The sequence below is a fragment of the Bradyrhizobium sp. 139 genome (assembly GCF_023074175.1).
Classification (GTDB): Bacteria; Pseudomonadota; Alphaproteobacteria; order Rhizobiales; family Xanthobacteraceae; genus Bradyrhizobium.
In genome coordinates, this window is record NZ_JADPKS010000088.1 from 38,230 (window position 1) to 54,626 (window position 16,397).

Genomic DNA, 16,397 nt, shown 5'->3' on the forward strand with positions numbered 1-16,397 from the left:
CCGCCCGCGTTGTTCCATCATCGCCATGGGGCGAGGGTCGATAGCCATGTCACAGATTCAAAAGGTATTTTTTGGTGCCGTTGCGATCGCGGCGACGCTTGGCGCCGTCCAGGTGGGCGCCGTGCAGCTGGCCTCCGGCCATGATTTGGCCGACCGCTGGCAGGCGGTCGCCGACATACCAAATCAAGACGTGCCAAGCCAAAATGCGGGTCACAACGTCAACCGTTCCGGCAAGGCGGACCGGTTCGCCGAGATCAAGCAGGCCCCGATTCCCACGCGCACCGTGTCGATGCGCCTGAACGATCTGGCCGATACCTCGGTGCTGCTGCGGGTCCCCGCGGTGATCGAGACTGGCAACGCCAAGCCGCCGGTGCTGCTGCAAAACAAAAGGCCGGCCGGCAACAGGCCGACGATCGCTTGCGAGCCGATGGTCAGCTCCCTGACCGAGGTCGCCAAGCTGCTCCAGCCCGGTCGTTGTGTGACCTGATCCAGTCCAAAGGACAAATCGCCCTCCGCCGGGAGGGCGATTTTTCACGTCCACTTGATCCCCCATCCCCTCGCGTTATATCCCGGGTTTCCTCCTCCTTTGATTGACCGGGTAAACGCATGACGACGTCAGATACGGCCGCGCATACGCAGCCTTTCCAGGCCGAGGTTTCCGAGCTTTTGCATCTGATGGTGCACTCCGTCTATTCCGAGACCGACATCTTCCTGCGCGAGCTCGTCTCCAACGCCTCGGACGCTTGCGACAAGCTGCGCTACGAGGCCATCGCCAATCCGGCGCTGCTGGGCGAGGGCGACGCGCCCAAGATCCGAATCATCCCGAACAAGACGGCCGGAACGCTCGCGGTCGCCGACAATGGCATCGGCATGGAGCGCCAGGAGCTGATCGACCATCTCGGCACCATCGCCCGCTCCGGCACCAAGGCTTTCGTCTCGAAGCTGAAAGAGGCCAAGGACGGGCTCGGCCTGATCGGCCAGTTCGGCGTCGGCTTCTATTCCGCCTTCATGGTCGCCGAGAAAATCGTCGTCGTCAGCCGCCGTGCCGGCGAGAGCGACGTGTGGACCTGGACGTCCTCCGGCGGCTCCGGCTTCGAGATTGCGCGCGCAAGCGATGAGGAAGCGGCGCGCCTGGCATGCGGCACCGAGATCGTCCTGCACCTGAAAGACGACGCCAAGAAATATCTCGAGACTTACGAGATCGAGCGCATCGTCGGCGCCTATTCCGACAACATCCTGTTCCCGATCGAGCTGGTGCCGGAAGAGGGCGAGCCGCGCCAGATCAATTCGGCGAGCGCGCTGTGGCAGCGCTCCAAGTCCGAGCTGACAGCCGAGGACTACAAGAAGGCGTATCAGCAGATCGCATCCGCCTTCGACGATCCCGCGATGACGCTGCACTACCGCGCCGAAGGCCGCTATTCCTACGCCGTGCTGCTGTTCGCGCCGTCGACGAAACCGTTCGACTTGTTCGAGCCCTCGCGTAAAGGTCGCGTCAAGCTCTACGTCCGCCGCGTCTTCATCACGGATGACGCCGATCTGTTGCCGGGCTATCTGCGCTTCATCCGCGGCGTCGTCGACAGTGAGGATCTTCCGCTGAACATCTCGCGCGAGATGCTGCAGAACAATCCGCAGCTCGTGCAGATCCGTAAAGCGGTGGCGACGCGCGTGGTAAACGAACTCGAAAGCCTTGCCGACAAGGACCCGGAGAACTTTGCCAAGATCTGGGACGCCTTCGGCGCAGTGCTGAAAGAAGGCATCTACGAGGATTTCGAGCGGCGCGAGAAGCTGCTGTCCTTGTCGCGCTTCACCACCACCTCGGGCGAGAAGCGTTCGCTGAAGGACGTCATCGCCGATTTCAAGCCGAATCAGACCGAGATCTACTATCTCGTCGGCGACAGCATCGAGCGGCTGAAGTCCAATCCGCGGCTGGAGGCGGCGACCGCGCGCGGCCTCGAGGTGCTGCTTCTGTCCGATCCGGTCGACGCCTTCTGGACCTCGATGCCGACGGAATTCGAGGGCAAGCCGTTGAAGTCGCTGAGCCAGGGCGATCTCAATCTCGACCTGATTCCGCGCGTTGACGATGCGGACGAGGCGAAGAAGGACGAGCCTGTCGCCGACGAAGCCGCCACCATCGCGGTGATCAAGGCCGCACTCGGCGAACGCGTCAGCGACGTCAAGGTCTCGACGCGGCTCACCAGCTCCGCCTCCTGCCTCGTCGCCGATAGCCAGGGCCCGAGCCGCGAGCTCGAGCGCATCCTGTCGCAGCAGAATCGCGGCATGAAGGCCAAGCCGATCCTTGAGATCAATCTGCGCCATCCGCTGGTGACGGCGATCATCAGGGCGCAGGCCGGCTCCAAAGTGGTCGACGATCTCAGCCTGCTCCTGCTCGAACAGGCGCAGATCCTGGACGGCGAATTGCCGGAAGACCCTGCCGCGTTTGCGGCAAGGCTGAACCGGCTGGTGTTGCAGGGGCTCGGCGGGTAGTTCGGGCACAGGCCATATGCTTCGCCGCGCTCACTCCGCCGCGTGATCCTTCCGCTCGTCGCGCGCGGCGGCGGCCTGCGGCTTCTTCTCCATTCGGCGCGAGAGCAAGTCGGAGAAGCGGTCGAGGTAGAGGTAGACGACCGGGGTCGTGAACAGCGTCAGCGCCTGGCTCACGAGAAGGCCGCCGACCATGGCATAGCCGAGCGGCTGGCGGATTTCGGAGCCGGTGCCGCTTCCGAGCATCAGCGGCACGCCGCCGAGCAGGGCCGCCATTGTCGTCATCATGATCGGGCGAAAGCGCAGCAGCGCCGCCTGGCGTATCGACTGTTCTGGGGTGAGATGCTGCTCGCGTTCGGCCGCGATGGCGAAATCCACCATCATGATGCCGTTCTTCTTGACGATGCCGATCAGGAGAATGACTCCGATCAAGGCAATGAGGCTGAAGTCGAAGCCGAAGATCATCAGGATCGCGACGGCGCCGACGCCGGCCGAGGGCAGTGTAGACAGGATGGTCAGGGGGTGGATGTAGCTCTCGTAGAGCACGCCGAGGATCAGGTAGACCACGACCAGTGCGGCGAGGATCAGCAACGGCACGGTGCCGAGCGATTGCTGGAATGCCTGCGCGGTGCCCTGAAAGCTCGTCGCCAGCGCCGGCGGCGCGCGCATCTCGCCGACCGCGTGCAGCACCGCGTCGGTCGCCTGTCCCAGCGCCACGCCCTCGGCGAGATTGAAGCTGATCGTCACCGACGGGAATTGGCCCTGATGTGAGATCGCAAGCGGTCGCACGGGCACATTGGTCCAGTTGCAGAACACCGAGAGCGGCACCTCCTCGCTGGTCAGCGGCGATTTGAGGTAGAGCTTGTCCAGCGTGCCGAGCTGGCCTTGCAGTTCCGGCGTGATCTCCAGGACGATGTGATAGCTGTTGGTCTGGGTGAAGTATTGCGCGACCTGGCGCTGGCCGAACGCGTCATAGAGGGTGTCGTCGATCAGTTGCGGCTGGATGCCGTAGCGTGCGGCGGTGTCGCGATTGATCTTGAGTTGAATCGTCGTGCCTTCAGTTTGCTGGTCGGTCGCGACGTCGCGCAGTTGTGGCAGTGTCTTCATCGCGTCGAGGATTTTTGGCGCCCATTCGTTCAGTTCGGCGAGGTTGGCGTCCTGGAGCGTGAATTCGAACTGGGTGCGGGTGGCTCGGCCGCCGAGGCGAACGTCTTGCGAGGCCTGCATATAGAGCTTGGCGCCCTCGACCTTGGCGATCTTGGGCCGCAGCCGCGCGATGATCTGCTGCGCGCCCGCGTCACGCTCCTCCCGCGGTTTCAAGGTGATGTACATGCGCCCCGAGTTCAGCGCGGTGCCGCCGCCGCCGATGAACATCGCGATCGAATCGACGGCGGGATCGGCCTGCACGATCGTGTTGAGCTCCACCTGGCGCCGCTTCATCTCGGTAAAGGAGATGTCCTGGGGCATCTCGGACACGGCCGTAAGGAAGCCGTTGTCCTGCTGCGGGAAGAATCCCTTCGGGATCAGGAGGAAGAGGTAGACCGAGAGCGCGACGGTCGCGAAGAAAATGCAAAGCGTCACGAAACTGTGGCGCAGCGCGACGTCGAGCCCGCGCTCGTAGGCGCCGAGCAGCCCTTCGAACATCCGTTCGCTCCACTGGTAGAAGCGGCCGTGCCGGGCCTCGTGGTTGGCGCGCAGGAAGCGCGAGGCCATCATCGGCGTCAGGGTCAGCGACACCACGAGAGAGACGAGGATCGCCATCGCCAGCGTGACCGCGAATTCGCGGAACAGCCGGCCGATGATGCCGCCCATCAGCAACAATGGTATCAGCACCGCGATCAGCGAGATGCTGATCGAAACGATGGTAAAGCCGATTTCGGCCGCGCCCTTGTAGGCTGCAGCAAGCGGCCTCTCGCCCTGCTCGACGTAACGGGTGATGTTCTCCAGCATCACGATGGCGTCATCCACCACGAAACCGACCGCGATCGTCAGCGCCATCAAGGAGAGATTGTCCAGCGAATAGCCGAAGACCCACATCAGCGAGCAGGCTCCCAGCAGCGCCAGCGGCACGGTGATGCTCGGGATGATCGTGGCCCAGAAGCTGCGGAGAAAGATGAAGATCACCATCACCACGAGCGCGATGGTGGTCATCAGCGTGATCTGTACGTCCTCGACGGCGGCGCGGATGGTGGTGGTGCGGTCGCTGATGATCTTGATCGCGATGGCGGGCGGGATCGCCGCGATCAGCCGCGGCAGTTGCGCCTTGATGCGGTCGACGGTCTCGATGACGTTGGCGCCGGGCTGTTTGAAGATGACGAGGAACACGCCGCGCTTGCCGTCGGCCCAAGCCGCCGTCTTCATGTCCTCCGGCCCTGCCACGGCCTCGCCGATGTCACGGATCCGCAACGGCGCGCCGTTGCGATAGGCGACGATGACGTCCTGCCAGTGCTGGGCCTGGGTGAGCTGGTCATTGGCGTAGATCGTGTAGGCACGCCTGGCGCCGTCGATGCTGCCCTTCGGGCTGTCGGTGGTCGCGGCCGCGATTTGGGCGCGCACGTCCTCCAGCGACAGACCCTTGGCGACGAGCTTGGCCGGATCGACCTGTATGCGCACCGAGGGTTTCTGCTGCCCGCCGACGAACACCTGCGCGACGCCGGATATCTGGCTGATCTGTTGCGCGAGCTGCGCATCGGTGCGGTCGCTGACGACGGTCAGCGGCAGCGTGTCCGACGTCGCCGACAGGATCATGACCGGCGAATCCGCCGGGTTGACCTTGCGATAGGTGGGAGGCGAGGGCAGGTTCTTCGGCAACTGACCGCTCGCCGCGTTGATCGCGGCCTGCACGTCGTTGGCGGCGGCGTCGATCTTGCGGTTGAGGTCGAACTGGATGGTGATCGACGCCGAGCCCAGCGAGCTGGTCGACGTCATCTGCGTGATGCCAGGGATCTGCGCGAGCTGGCGTTCGAGCGGCTGGGCCACCGAGGAGGCCATCGTTTCCGGGCTGCCGCCGGGGAGCGACGCCGCGAGCTGAATGGTCGGGAAGTCGACCTGCGGCAGTGGCGCGACCGGCAGCAGGGGATAGGCGACGAGGCCCACGAACAGGATGCCTGCCATCAGCAGCGAGGTGCCAATCGGATAGCGGATGAACGGGGACGAGAAGCTCTCTTGCATGCCCTGACACCATCGACTGGTCAGCGCAACTTCTCCCGTAAAGCGGAGCCGCGCCCGAGAGAACTCGAACGCGAATGTGCGTTTCCTTCAGCCCATTTGTTGGTTGGTTGCTCCAGAACTTCGATGGTCCGGGGCCAGCGTTGTCAGACGCGAGACTAGTCCCTTCGAGCAAGCTTGCGAAAGGAATCCTGCGCCGAACGCTTGCAACCTTTGTCGAAGGATAGATGCAGTGAGATATGCGTTCTATGCAGGCCGTAACGGAGCGCTCTCTTTCCTTTCCCGCCAACTTGGCGCAGTTTCTCCACTTTTTGAGCGTGCGTCACAAGCGGGAGAGGTATCGTGAGGAACGATCGCTTCTTTTGTGGCGTTGTGCCATAGGAAGCCGTCGGCATCAGATCCGTCGCCGCCATCGATTCGAGGATGTTTCCATGCGTTTGCCGTTCCTGTCCCTCACCGCGATTGCCACGCTGTTCGTCGCGGCGGATGCCAGCGCCCAGACCTATGATCCGCGCTACCCGGTGTGCATGCACGTCTACACGCCCGGCGGCTTCGGCGGTGGCGGCGGGGATTATTTCGACTGCTCCTTCACCTCGCTGCCGCAGTGCCGCGCCACGGCGTCGGGCCGCTCGGCGAGCTGTGACGTCAATCCCTACTATGCTTTCGATGAGCCGCCGCCGCCGCGCCGGCGTCATAAGAAGGTGCATTAGCAATCCGCGATTTCCGGGACATTATTTCATGCTTCGCTCATTCGGCCTGATCGCGATCGTCGGTGCATTGCTCATGGCCGCGCCGTCAGGTGCTCAAACCTACGATCCCCGCTATCCCGTCTGCATGCACGTCTATTCTGGCGCGAATGGAGGTGGCGGGGAATGGTACGATTGCTCCTTCACGTCGCTGCCGCAGTGCCGCGCTACGGCTTCAGGCCGCGCCGCGACCTGCGATCTCAATCCGTATTATCCGGTCAACGCACCGCCGCCGCGCCCACGCCACGGGAGAAGCGGCTAGCCCGGGCGATTGTATGTCGGACTAGCTGCCGTCTGCGTTTCCGGTGCGCGGCGCTTTGTTGGCTGCCGCGACGATCGCGTCGGTCAATTGCCAGGTCATCTTTTCCGTGGTCCAGTCGCTTGCGTGCAGCCTGGCATCGTCGCCGGGATCGACCATGCGGTCGAACGATATCTTTGCGACGTCGTGCCAGCCCCTCATCAGCGCGAAGCGACGAAAGACGTTGACCCGCTTCGCATGCGCGATGTGGCTGATCGCCTCGACCATAGCGTCCGCCTTTTTGGCCGTTGCCGGTGTCAGCAGCGCCGGCACATATTGCAGGTCCATCAGGATCACGTCGGCCCGCCTGGCGCCAAGCAGCCGGTCAACACCCTCGCGGATGGCCTGCGTGGTGTCCTCGAACGACGGAGGATTCTGAGCGGCGGGTTGCCACACTGAATTGGTGCCGACCTGCCAGATGACGAGATCGGGGTTCAGGTCGAAGACGTCATGGTCGAACCGCTTGAGTTCCAAGGGGGCCTCTTCGCCGCCGATGCCACGGTTGATCACCTCGACCACGACATTTGGAAACCGTGTCCGAAGGTTCGCCAGCAGCCGCTGCGGATAGGGAGCAATGCCTCCTTCGCCCGCCGTGGTCGACGAGCCGATCGCGACCACCTTGACCTGTCCGCCCTTCGCGCGGCTGGCGAAATGGGTCAGTGGCTGCTCGAACGGCGCGGCCTGGACGGGAAACTCTGACGGGTCGAGAGCCACGGGTCGTCTCCCTTCGTAAGCCGGACAACGCAGGGTAGAAAGCTTAGCCCGTTTGCCCCGGTACGACTAGCCTTGCGAGGCCGGATCGCTCCTCCTTCCGGATACCCGACAATGCCACCACCTTGCGCCAACGTTCGGTCTCGGCCAGCGGAATCGCGCCGAGTTCGGCGATGCGGGCCTTGATCTCGGATCCACGCGCTCCGCTTCCTTCTCCCATTTGGGCGAGGGAGAGCACGTCACTCGGCGTCATCGCTTTGCTATCGCAAGAGCTGCGCCGCCGCGCACGCCGATCCCGTCGGCTTGATAAAGGATGACCAGAGTTAATCGCCCACTAACCGGGTTTTACCTTGTCTCTTAACACCTGGGCAGGGCGTGCGAGCTAAGCTGTCGAACCAGCAGACAATTTTCGAAAGAATGAACGGCATGACCACCGGCGTCGTCGAGCAACCGAAAGCCGCGCGCGCACCTTCGGCCTCAAAGACCTGGCTGAAGGCGATCGAGCTCACCGCGCGCATCGAGACGCTGCCGGGCCGGCTGTTCGCCGACGTCGTCAATGATTGGGCGCGGCGTCAGCCCGATCGCACCGCGCTGGTCACGGACGACGCAGACCTCGATTACGAAGGCCTCTCCAGGCGCATCAACCGCTATGCGCGCTGGGCGTGCTCGGTCGGCGTGGCCAAAGGCGACACCGTCGCGCTGCTCATGCCGAACGGCATCGACTATGTTGCCGCGTGGCTCGGCATCAGCCGCGTCGGCGGCGTGGCCGCGCTGATCAACACCAGGCTCGTCGGCCAGTCGCTCGCGCATTGCATGGACGTAGCCAAACCGTCGCATGTCATCGTCGCGCACGAGTTCATGGAGACGTTGGACAGCGCGTCGCCGCACCTGAAGACAGACGCAGAGGTCTGGATCCATGGCGATGCCCGCAGCGAGCGCGCGATCGATGTCGCGCTTGCCGCGCTCGAGGACGGGCCGCTCTCGCCGGACGAGCATGGCGATGTGACGATCAACGACCGTGCCCTGCTGATCTACACCTCCGGGACCACCGGCCTGCCGAAGGCGGCGAGCATCAGCCACCGCCGCGTCCTCAACTGGGGCTTTTGGTTCGCCGGCCTCACCGGCGCCACTCCGCAGGACCGGCTCTATGATTGCTTGCCGTTGTTCCATTCGGTCGGCGGCATCGTCGCGCCGTGCAGCATGCTCGCCGCCGGCGGCTCGGTGGTGATCGCGGAAAAATTCTCGGCCTCGCATTTCTGGCCCGACATCGTGCGGCACGATTGCACTCTGTTTCAATATATCGGCGAGCTCTGCCGCTATCTGCTCAATGCGTCGCCGTCGGAATACGAGAACCGGCATCGCTTGCGCCTTGTCTGCGGCAACGGGCTGCGCGGCGACATCTGGGACGATTTTCAGGGGCGCTTCGCCATTCCGCGCATCCTCGAATTCTATGCGGCGACGGAAGGCAATTTCTCGTTGTTCAACGTCGAGGGCCAGCCGGGCGCGATCGGCCGCATTCCGCCGCTGCTCGCGCATCGTTTTCCTGCGGGGCTTGTCAAGCTCGATCCGGACAGCGGTGCGCCGCTGCGCAATGATGATGGCTTTTGTCTCGCCTGCGCCCGCGGCGAGGCCGGGGAGGCGATCGGCCGCATCGGTGCCGCGGACGAGGGCGGTGGCCGCTTCGAGGGCTATACGGACGCGGGGGAGACCGAGAAGAAGATCCTGCGCGACGTCTTCGCCAAGGGCGACGCTTGGTTTCGCACTGGCGATCTGATGCGCCTCGACGACAAGGGCTTCTTTCACTTCGTCGACCGCATCGGCGACACCTTTCGCTGGAAAGGCGAGAACGTCGCGACATCGGAGGTCAACGACGCTGTGCGCGATTTCACCGGCGTCGTCGATGCCACCACCTATGGCGTCAGTATCCCCGGAGCCGACGGCCGCGCCGGTATGAGCGCGATTGTCGTGAACGAGGGCTTCGATATCGAGAAGCTGCCCGCTCATCTCGCGCAGCGCCTGCCGGCTTATGCCCGCCCCGTCTTCATCCGCATCTCGCACCAGCTCGATGCGACCGAGACGTTCAAGCAGAAGAAGGGCGATCTGGCCCGCGAGGGCTTCGATCCCGGCATCATCTCCGATCCGCTGTTCACGGCCGAGCCGAAGTCGGGCGCCTATTTGGCACTCGATTCAGAGGTCTATTCGAACATCATCGACGGTTCGATCAGACTCTAGCCGAGCGAAAATCCGGAGATAGGTCGAATTTTATCTGAATTGTCCAAGAAGCCATTTACTTCTATCGGGTAAACAAGCGGCCATGGGAGGCGGTCTCAAATAACCGCCGCACGAACGACGAACGATAAACAAAACAGCGAGCCAGCGATGTCGGTAAGGTCCAGAGTTATCGAAGCGATTCAGCAGATCGCCACGGAGCAGCACGTCACGCTTCCCGCACTTTCGGACGATCTGTCCCTGCACGAGACGGGCTTCGATTCGCTCGCCTTCGCGATCCTGGTCGCACGCCTCGAGGACGAGACTGGCGTCGATCCCTTCACCATTTCCGAGGACGCAGCGTTCCCCGCCACCGTGGGCGATTTCGTGCGGGCCTACGAAAATGTCCCCGCGTGAGATCTTCGCGCTCCGCGACCATCTCGGCGCGGAGCTGACGGGCCGCATCCTGTCGGATGCACACCATGTCGTGTCGCTGACGGAGATCCTGTCGCAGACGGTCCTGGGCGGCCGCCTGCGCGAGCTGTCCGGTCGCGCCGTCTTGCTGAAATTATCCGATCAGCTCCGGTCGGGTCTTGCCATGATCGAGCTCGACGGTATCGCCCGTCGCATGCTGCTGTGTCCGCCTGATCTCAACCCGGCCTATCTCGAAGCTCTGATCGCTGATGCGGACATCGATGCGGTCGTCACCGATGAGCCCGATCGCTGGGGCGAGGCTGACGTATCGCTCGTCGTCACCGCGCGATTGCCGCTTCAAACCACCGCGCCGGCCAAGACCGAGCGCGCGACCGAATGGCTGATGCTCACGTCGGGCACATCGGGCGTGCCGAAAATCGTCGGCCATACGCTGGAGGCACTCACCGGCGCGATCCTCGCCGAAGGCCCTGCGCGCGGACCTGCACCTGTGTGGGCGACGTTCTACGACATCCGCCGTTATGGCGGCCTTCAGATATTCCTGCGCGCCGTCCTCTCCGGCGGCTCGATGGTGCTGTCAGACCCGCATGAGACCCTCGGCGATCACGTCGCACGGTTGAACGCGCGCGGCGTCTCCCACATCTCCGGTACGCCCTCGCACTGGCGCAAGCTCTTGATGAGCGGCTCGGCTGCGCAGTTCGCGCCGCGCTATGTCCGCCTCTCCGGCGAAATCGCCGACCAGGCGGTGCTCGACGGCTTGAGGGCCGCGTTCCCCAATTCCTCCGTCGGTCACGCCTATGCCTCGACCGAGGCGGGCGTCGGCTTCGCCGTCAATGACGGGCTCGAGGGCTTTCCGGCCGATTATCTCGGTGACCGCAACGGCGTCGAGATGAAGGTCGTGGATGGCTCGCTGCGCATCCGCTCGACGCGCACGGCGCATGCCTACATCGGCCGCAATGCGGCCGCGCTGACCGATGACGACGGGTTTGTCGACAGCGGCGATATCGTCAAGTTGCGCGGTGACCGCTACTATTTCATCGGCCGCCGCGGCGGCATCATCAATATCGGCGGGCTGAAGGTTCATCCCGAGGAGATCGAGGCGGTGATCAACCGTCATGACGACGTGCGGATGTCGCGGGCGAAATCGCGCCGCAGCCCGATTACGGGCGGCATCGTGGTGGCCGACGTGATCCTCGCCGACGGCACCGATCAGGCGCGGGTGAAGGAGATCCGCGAGCAGATTCTGGATCAGTGTCGCGCGCAGCTTGCTTCTCACAAAGTGCCGGCGGTGATCCGTTTCGTCGAGGCGCTCGACGTCACCCCGGCCGGAAAACTGGCGCGCACCGATGCATAATGTCCTCGTCACCGGGGGCAGCCGCGGCATCGGCCTTGCGATCGGCAAGCGGCTGGTTGATGCCGGCTACAACGTGATTGCGGCGGCACGGCGCGAGAGCGAAGAGCTCAAGGCGGCGATCGCCGTCTCCGAACGGCGCCTGCATTTCCGCGCCTGTGACCTCGCTGTGATCGACGCGATCCCGGCTTTCGCAAAGCTCGTCCGCGACGAGTTCGGCCCGATCTACGGCCTCGTCAACAATGCCGGCCTCGGCACCGAAGGCCTGCTCGCCACCATGCACAATTCCGAGATCGAGGCGCTGGTGCAGCTCAACGTGCTGTCGCCGATCATCCTCACCAAATATGTCGCGCGCCAGATGATGGCGGATGGCGCCGGCCGTATCATCAACATCTCCTCGATCATTGCGACCACGGGCTACAACGGCCTGTCCGTCTATGGCGCGACCAAGGCCGCCGCCACCGGCTTTACCCGCTCGCTCTCGCGCGAGGTCGGCAAGCTCGGCATCACCGTGAATGCAATCGCGCCGGGCTTCATCGACACCGAGCTGACGCACAATCTCTCCGACGAAGGACGCAAGCGCATCGCCGGCCGCAGCGCCCTGCGCCGCCTGCCGGAGACGGACGACGTCGCGCGCATGGTAGAATATCTCCTGGGCGAGGGCGGCCGCAATGTCACCGGCACCGTGTTCACGGTCGACGCCGGCAATACGGCGTAGTTGGAGCTCCGCCGCCACAATTGAGTTGACCGGCTCAAATGACATCAAGCCGGATTGGTCGTAAGATGCTCCGCAATCGATTGGGTTATGTCAATCGATCTGCCCCAACTGACAGGGAGCAGTCCATGACCACGTCAAGCGTGACCGCTTCAGATCAAGGCCGGACTGAGCGGCCTGGCGCGAAACCGGACGATGTCCATTGCCCGCCGATGACGCATCAGAATTCCGGTGGTCACGGCCACGAAATGTATCCGCAGCAATTCGTGCGCCTGGTCGGCTGCCATGACGCGTCTCTCGATGCGCCGCGCAAGCGCGAGGACGAAAAGCTGCACTAGGCGTTTACGTCCGTTGCTTCGGTCGATGATCCCGCGCAACAATGTCGGATAATCAAGACTAGACGCCATTCGCGGCCGACTGTTTGACGTCGATCAATGACGGACTGCGGCATTTGCAGCGCGGCGCGATCTTGTTGTCCGGGTGCATTTCGGCCAATGATCGGGGATCGAAAAGGGGCGCCGGCGGGCGAACCCGGATCGATCCGGTCTCGTATCTTCCTCGGACGCGCATCCCAACCATCCGGCATCACCCGATGACATCAGGCGAATCCTTCTACGGTGGCATTCCCGTCTTCCGCGGCTTCACCAGCCTGATGGACCCCGCGCTTTATGCGCCGCTGCCGGACAATTGGAGCATCGGCGTCGCCGATATCGTCGATTCCACCAAGGCGATTGCGGCAGAGCGCTACAAGGCGGTCAACATGGCCGGCGCCGCCGTGATCGCGGCGGTGACCAATGCGCTCGAGGGCCGCGAATTCCCCTTTGTGTTCGGCGGCGATGGCGCGAGCTTCTCGGTCGCGCCTTCCGGTGCCGACCGTGCGCACGAGGCGCTTGCCGCGACCGCGACCTGGGTGCGGAACGATCTCGATCTGAAGATGCGGGTGGCGCTGGTGCCGGTGAGTGCGATCCGCGAGCAAGGTCTCGACGTGCGCGTCGCGCGCTTCGGTCCGTCGGCCAATCTGTCCTATGCGATGTTTTCCGGCGGCGGGCTGGCATGGGCCGACGCCGCGATGAAGCGCGGCGAGTTCGCAGTGACGGAGGCGGCTGCCGGCACGCAGCCCGATCTTTCCGGCCTGTCCTGCCGCTTCGAGGTGATTCCGGCCTCGCGCGGCCTGATCCTGTCAGTGCTGGTGATGCCGGCGCGCGGCGCCGATCCGCATGGCTTCCGCAAGGTGATCGAGGACATCATACATCTCGTCGAGCGCAGCCCGGATGGCGGCCGCCCGGTGCCGCCGCAGGGGCCGCCGCTGAAATGGCCGCCGCAGGGGTTCGATCTTGAAGCCCGCACCAGGCGCGGCGGTCCGCTGATCGCTCGCCGCGCCGGCGTGCTGGCCTACACGCTGTTCGCCTATCTGATCATGCGCTTTGACCTCAAGATCGGCGGCTTCGTGCCAAACGTCTACAAGCGTCAGGTGGTCGAGAACTCGGACTTCAGGAAATATGACGACGGCCTGCGCATGATCCTCGACTGCACCCCGCAGCTCGAGCGTGCGTTGAGCGATCGTCTCGCGGCTGCGGCCCGCGACGGCATTGTGCGCTACGGCCTCTACCAGCAGGATGCCGCGATGATGACCTGCTTCACGCCGTCGGCCCTGCGCAGCGACCACGTTCATTTCATCGACGGTGCGCGGGGCGGCTACGCGTCGGCGGCGACGGCGCTGAAGGCGATGATGGCCTGAAGCGCTAGTGCCCCGCGCGCGTCCAGGTCTCGCCGCCGCAGAGGGCGCCGACACAGCCTTCGACCCGCAGCGCGTCCGCGCCTGTTACGGTGACGCTGCTCGCGTAACTGCCGCCGTCGTCGGCATTGTAGATCTGGCCCGACCATTTGTTCGGCCCTGATGCCTGCATGCCGCTGAACAATGGCAAGCCTATCATCGGACGCCTGGCAAGCGCGGGATTGGGATTCTTGCTGTCGGTGGCGGGCTGGCCGGTTGCGGTATCGTGAGGCTCGCGCAGCCAGACGATGATGCCGCAGATGCCGCCACCGCATTTGCTGATCTTGACGTGCGCATCGCCGGCCTGGGTGAGCCAAGTCCCGTCGGCGCTTTGCGCATGCGCGGCCGTCGCGCCGAGCAGCGCAGCCATGAGGACGGAGAGGACGGCGAATCTGCTGAACATGGAGAATGCCCCAAAAAAATGGAGCGCCTCCATAGCAGCCCGGCAGGATAGTGCAACGCTGGATGGAATCACAATCTTGCGCTCATTTGCCTGCGCTCATTTGCCCCAGCGGACGAAGGCGACCGAGGCTGCGGTCGAAAGCCCGAACACGACCATGGCGCCGCCGACCAGTGCGAACAGCGTCCAGGCCGGCGCCTGCGCCATCATCAGGCCGACGCCGCCGATCGCGACGATCAGAAGCCGCGCCGTAGAGGCGAGCACAGGGCCACCGACGCGCGCGGCACCTTGCGAGGAGAAGTACAGCGACACGCCCATGCCGAAGAACACGAAGGCCGGACCTGCCCAGTGGAAATAGCTGTGCGCCGCGGCGGTGACGCCGGGATCCCTCGTGAAGAGCGCGACCCACAGCGACGGATCGAGCGCGATGACGAGGCCGATCAGGCCAACGGTAAGTCCCGAAGCCGCAGCCGCCGTCCAGGCGACATGTCGCGCGCGTTTCAAATGTCCGGCGCCTATCGCCATGCCGACCATCGGCACCGAGGCGATCCCAAAGGCGAAGGTGATCGGGATCAGCAAGAATTCCAGCCGCGAGCCGATGCCGTAGCCGGCCAGCATCTCGGTGCCGAAGGTCGCGAGGATTTTCGTGAAGATCAGGATGGTGAGCACGGTCTGGAGCGGCGACAGGCAGGCGACCGCGCCGACCTTGAGGATGTCCAGGAACATCGCGCGCTCGAAATGGAAGGCGCGGACCTGCAGCGGGAGGTGGCTGCGGCCGGACAGGAGATACCAGAGCAAGAAGATCGCCGCGCCGGTGAACGCGATCAACTGGCCGGCGGCGACGCCCGGCATGCCGAATTGCTTCACGCCGAACAGGCCGAGCCCCAGCGTGCCGCCGAGCGCGATCTGGAGCACGCTCGCCCCGATCAGCGTCATCGAAGGCAGGCGCATGTCGCCGGTGCCGCGGATCACCGAGGCCAGCGTATTGACGAGCCAGATCGCGACCGCTCCGGAAAACAGCATTTGCGAATAGCCGGAGGCCTCATCGAGCACGCGCTCGCGGCCGCCGAGCAGCGTGAAGAACCAGCGGCCGAAGGCGAGCATCATCACTGTGAAGAGCAGTCCGCCGCAGAGGCCGATGATGGCGGCATGCAGCGCCAGCGTCGCCGCGCGGTCACGATTCCCTGCGCCGAGCGCGCGGCTGATCGCGGACGAAACGCCGCCCCCCATCGCGCCCGCGCTCATCATCTGCGTCAACATCGCGAACGGAAACACCAGCGCGATCGCCGCGAGCGGAATGGTGCCGAGCCTGCCGATATAGGAGGTCTCGGCAATCGCAACCAGCGTGCTTCCGACCATCGCGATCATGTTGGGAATCGCGAGCCGCAGCAGCGTCGGCAGGATCGGCGCCGTCAGCAGGCTGGCCATGGGGGAGGCAGCCGGGGCACGCGGCGGCGCGGCGTCTGCGGAGGCGTCGATCGTCATGTCTCACCGGGCGGAATATTGGATGATGGTCGACATGTTATAAGGCGCAGCACCTTCGCGCCAGTCCTCACCTCACGCAGGGCTCACCACGGCAGACCGCATAGGTCGATGGTGCCCAGCGTCGGGACGCGGACGATGTCGAAGACGTAGGGCGCCATATGGTCGAAGCGGATTCGCCCCTCCGGCTGCTCGCAATAGACCTCGCCCGTAAAGGGTTGCCATTTGCGCGCCTGGTAGAACGCCACATTGTGCGGTTCGCAGAACAGCAGCGCGAAGCGCACCGCCTCGTTGGCGCGCATGGTGTGCATCGCCGCGTCGATTGCCATGGTTGCATAGCCGTGGCCGCGCCGGTCCTGCCGCGTGCAGACACCGCCGATGCCGCCGACGTGAACCTTCTGCCCGTTCCAGGTGATGGTGCGGAAATAGATGCCGACATGGCAGACGAGGCCGTCCTCGGGCGTCTCGATCAGCACGCGAAGGTCGGCATTGGCCCATTTGATATGGCTCCAGGGCAGCTTCTCGACGATGTCTGGTCCGAAGACGGCCTGGTGCAGCGGTTTTGCGATCGGCCACGAGGTGTCGCCGTTCAGAATGTCGATGTCGATGCTCATCGCTCTACCTTTACATC

Annotated in this window: 16 protein-coding genes; 10 read left to right on the forward strand and 6 right to left on the reverse strand. The window is 64.3% G+C overall.

All coding sequences use genetic code 11. The features are described from left to right. Positions 1-46: 46 nt before the first annotated feature. Together IVA80_RS21085 and htpG are read left to right on the forward strand one after the other, a co-directional pair. Positions 47-487, forward strand: coding sequence for a hypothetical protein (locus IVA80_RS21085; RefSeq protein WP_247434705.1), 441 nt, complete (start codon positions 47-49; stop codon positions 485-487). Between the two features lie 119 nt (positions 488-606). Next, positions 607-2,484 (forward strand): molecular chaperone HtpG, encoded by a 1,878-nt coding sequence (gene htpG / locus IVA80_RS21090; protein WP_247434600.1) that lies wholly within the window; start codon positions 607-609, stop codon positions 2,482-2,484. Positions 2,485-2,514: 30 nt separating this feature from the next. Here htpG and IVA80_RS21095 read toward each other — a convergent pair whose 3' ends face one another. After that, a complete protein-coding gene (locus tag IVA80_RS21095; protein WP_247434604.1) occupies positions 2,515-5,652 on the reverse strand; it encodes an efflux RND transporter permease subunit in 3,138 nt (1,045 codons plus the stop codon). 428 nt (positions 5,653-6,080) lie between these two features. On the opposite strand from IVA80_RS21095, the gene IVA80_RS21100 reads away from it, so the two are divergent. Then, on the forward strand, positions 6,081-6,359 hold the full coding sequence (locus tag IVA80_RS21100) for a DUF3551 domain-containing protein (RefSeq protein ID WP_247434607.1): 279 nt from the start codon (positions 6,081-6,083) through the stop codon (positions 6,357-6,359). A gap of 28 nt (positions 6,360-6,387) precedes the next feature. Next, on the forward strand, positions 6,388-6,657 hold the full coding sequence (locus IVA80_RS21105) for a DUF3551 domain-containing protein (RefSeq protein WP_247434610.1): 270 nt from the start codon (positions 6,388-6,390) through the stop codon (positions 6,655-6,657). A 21-nt stretch (positions 6,658-6,678) separates the two neighbouring features. On the opposite strand, the gene IVA80_RS21110 is transcribed toward IVA80_RS21105, so the two are convergent. Both IVA80_RS21110 and IVA80_RS21115 read right to left on the reverse strand, forming a co-directional pair. Further along, positions 6,679-7,407, reverse strand: a complete 729-nt coding sequence (locus IVA80_RS21110) for an SGNH/GDSL hydrolase family protein (protein WP_247434613.1) — start codon at positions 7,405-7,407, stop codon at positions 6,679-6,681. Positions 7,408-7,450: 43 nt separating this feature from the next. After that, positions 7,451-7,657: a hypothetical protein gene (locus IVA80_RS21115; RefSeq protein WP_247434616.1), complete on the reverse strand. Its 207-nt coding sequence runs from the start codon at positions 7,655-7,657 to the stop codon at positions 7,451-7,453. 164 nt (positions 7,658-7,821) lie between these two features. On the opposite strand from IVA80_RS21115, the gene IVA80_RS21120 reads away from it, so the two are divergent. The 6 genes from IVA80_RS21120 (at position 7,822) to IVA80_RS21145 (ending at position 13,848) form a co-directional block, all read left to right on the forward strand. Continuing rightward, positions 7,822-9,636 carry a long-chain-acyl-CoA synthetase gene (locus IVA80_RS21120; protein WP_247434619.1) on the forward strand — a complete coding sequence of 605 codons (1,815 nt, stop codon included), beginning with the start codon at positions 7,822-7,824 and terminating at the stop codon, positions 9,634-9,636. A gap of 147 nt (positions 9,637-9,783) precedes the next feature. After that, on the forward strand, positions 9,784-10,029 hold the full coding sequence (locus IVA80_RS21125) for an acyl carrier protein (RefSeq protein ID WP_247434623.1): 246 nt from the start codon (positions 9,784-9,786) through the stop codon (positions 10,027-10,029). Next, positions 10,016-11,398: a class I adenylate-forming enzyme family protein gene (locus tag IVA80_RS21130; RefSeq protein WP_247434625.1), complete on the forward strand. Its 1,383-nt coding sequence runs from the start codon at positions 10,016-10,018 to the stop codon at positions 11,396-11,398. The genes IVA80_RS21125 and IVA80_RS21130 overlap by 14 nt, the downstream gene beginning before the upstream one ends. Then, on the forward strand, positions 11,391-12,113 hold the full coding sequence (locus IVA80_RS21135) for an SDR family NAD(P)-dependent oxidoreductase (protein WP_247434628.1): 723 nt from the start codon (positions 11,391-11,393) through the stop codon (positions 12,111-12,113). Before IVA80_RS21130 ends, IVA80_RS21135 begins: the two co-directional genes overlap by 8 nt. A 125-nt stretch (positions 12,114-12,238) precedes the next feature. After that, positions 12,239-12,448 carry a hypothetical protein gene (locus IVA80_RS21140; protein ID WP_247434632.1) on the forward strand — a complete coding sequence of 70 codons (210 nt, stop codon included), beginning with the start codon at positions 12,239-12,241 and terminating at the stop codon, positions 12,446-12,448. Positions 12,449-12,702: 254 nt separating this feature from the next. Further along, positions 12,703-13,848, forward strand: coding sequence for a DUF3095 domain-containing protein (locus IVA80_RS21145; protein ID WP_247434636.1), 1,146 nt, complete (start codon positions 12,703-12,705; stop codon positions 13,846-13,848). A 4-nt stretch (positions 13,849-13,852) separates the two neighbouring features. On the opposite strand, the gene IVA80_RS21150 is transcribed toward IVA80_RS21145, so the two are convergent. The 3 genes from IVA80_RS21150 to IVA80_RS21160 form a co-directional block, all read right to left on the reverse strand. Beyond that, complete coding sequence (locus tag IVA80_RS21150; RefSeq protein WP_247434638.1) at positions 13,853-14,287, reverse strand: DUF2147 domain-containing protein; 435 nt, start codon at positions 14,285-14,287, stop codon at positions 13,853-13,855. A gap of 96 nt (positions 14,288-14,383) precedes the next feature. Then, positions 14,384-15,769, reverse strand: a complete 1,386-nt coding sequence (locus IVA80_RS21155) for an MATE family efflux transporter (RefSeq protein ID WP_247434641.1) — start codon at positions 15,767-15,769, stop codon at positions 14,384-14,386. Positions 15,770-15,852: 83 nt separating this feature from the next. Next, positions 15,853-16,380 carry a GNAT family N-acetyltransferase gene (locus IVA80_RS21160; protein ID WP_247434646.1) on the reverse strand — a complete coding sequence of 176 codons (528 nt, stop codon included), beginning with the start codon at positions 16,378-16,380 and terminating at the stop codon, positions 15,853-15,855. Between the last annotated feature and the right edge of the window lie 17 nt (positions 16,381-16,397).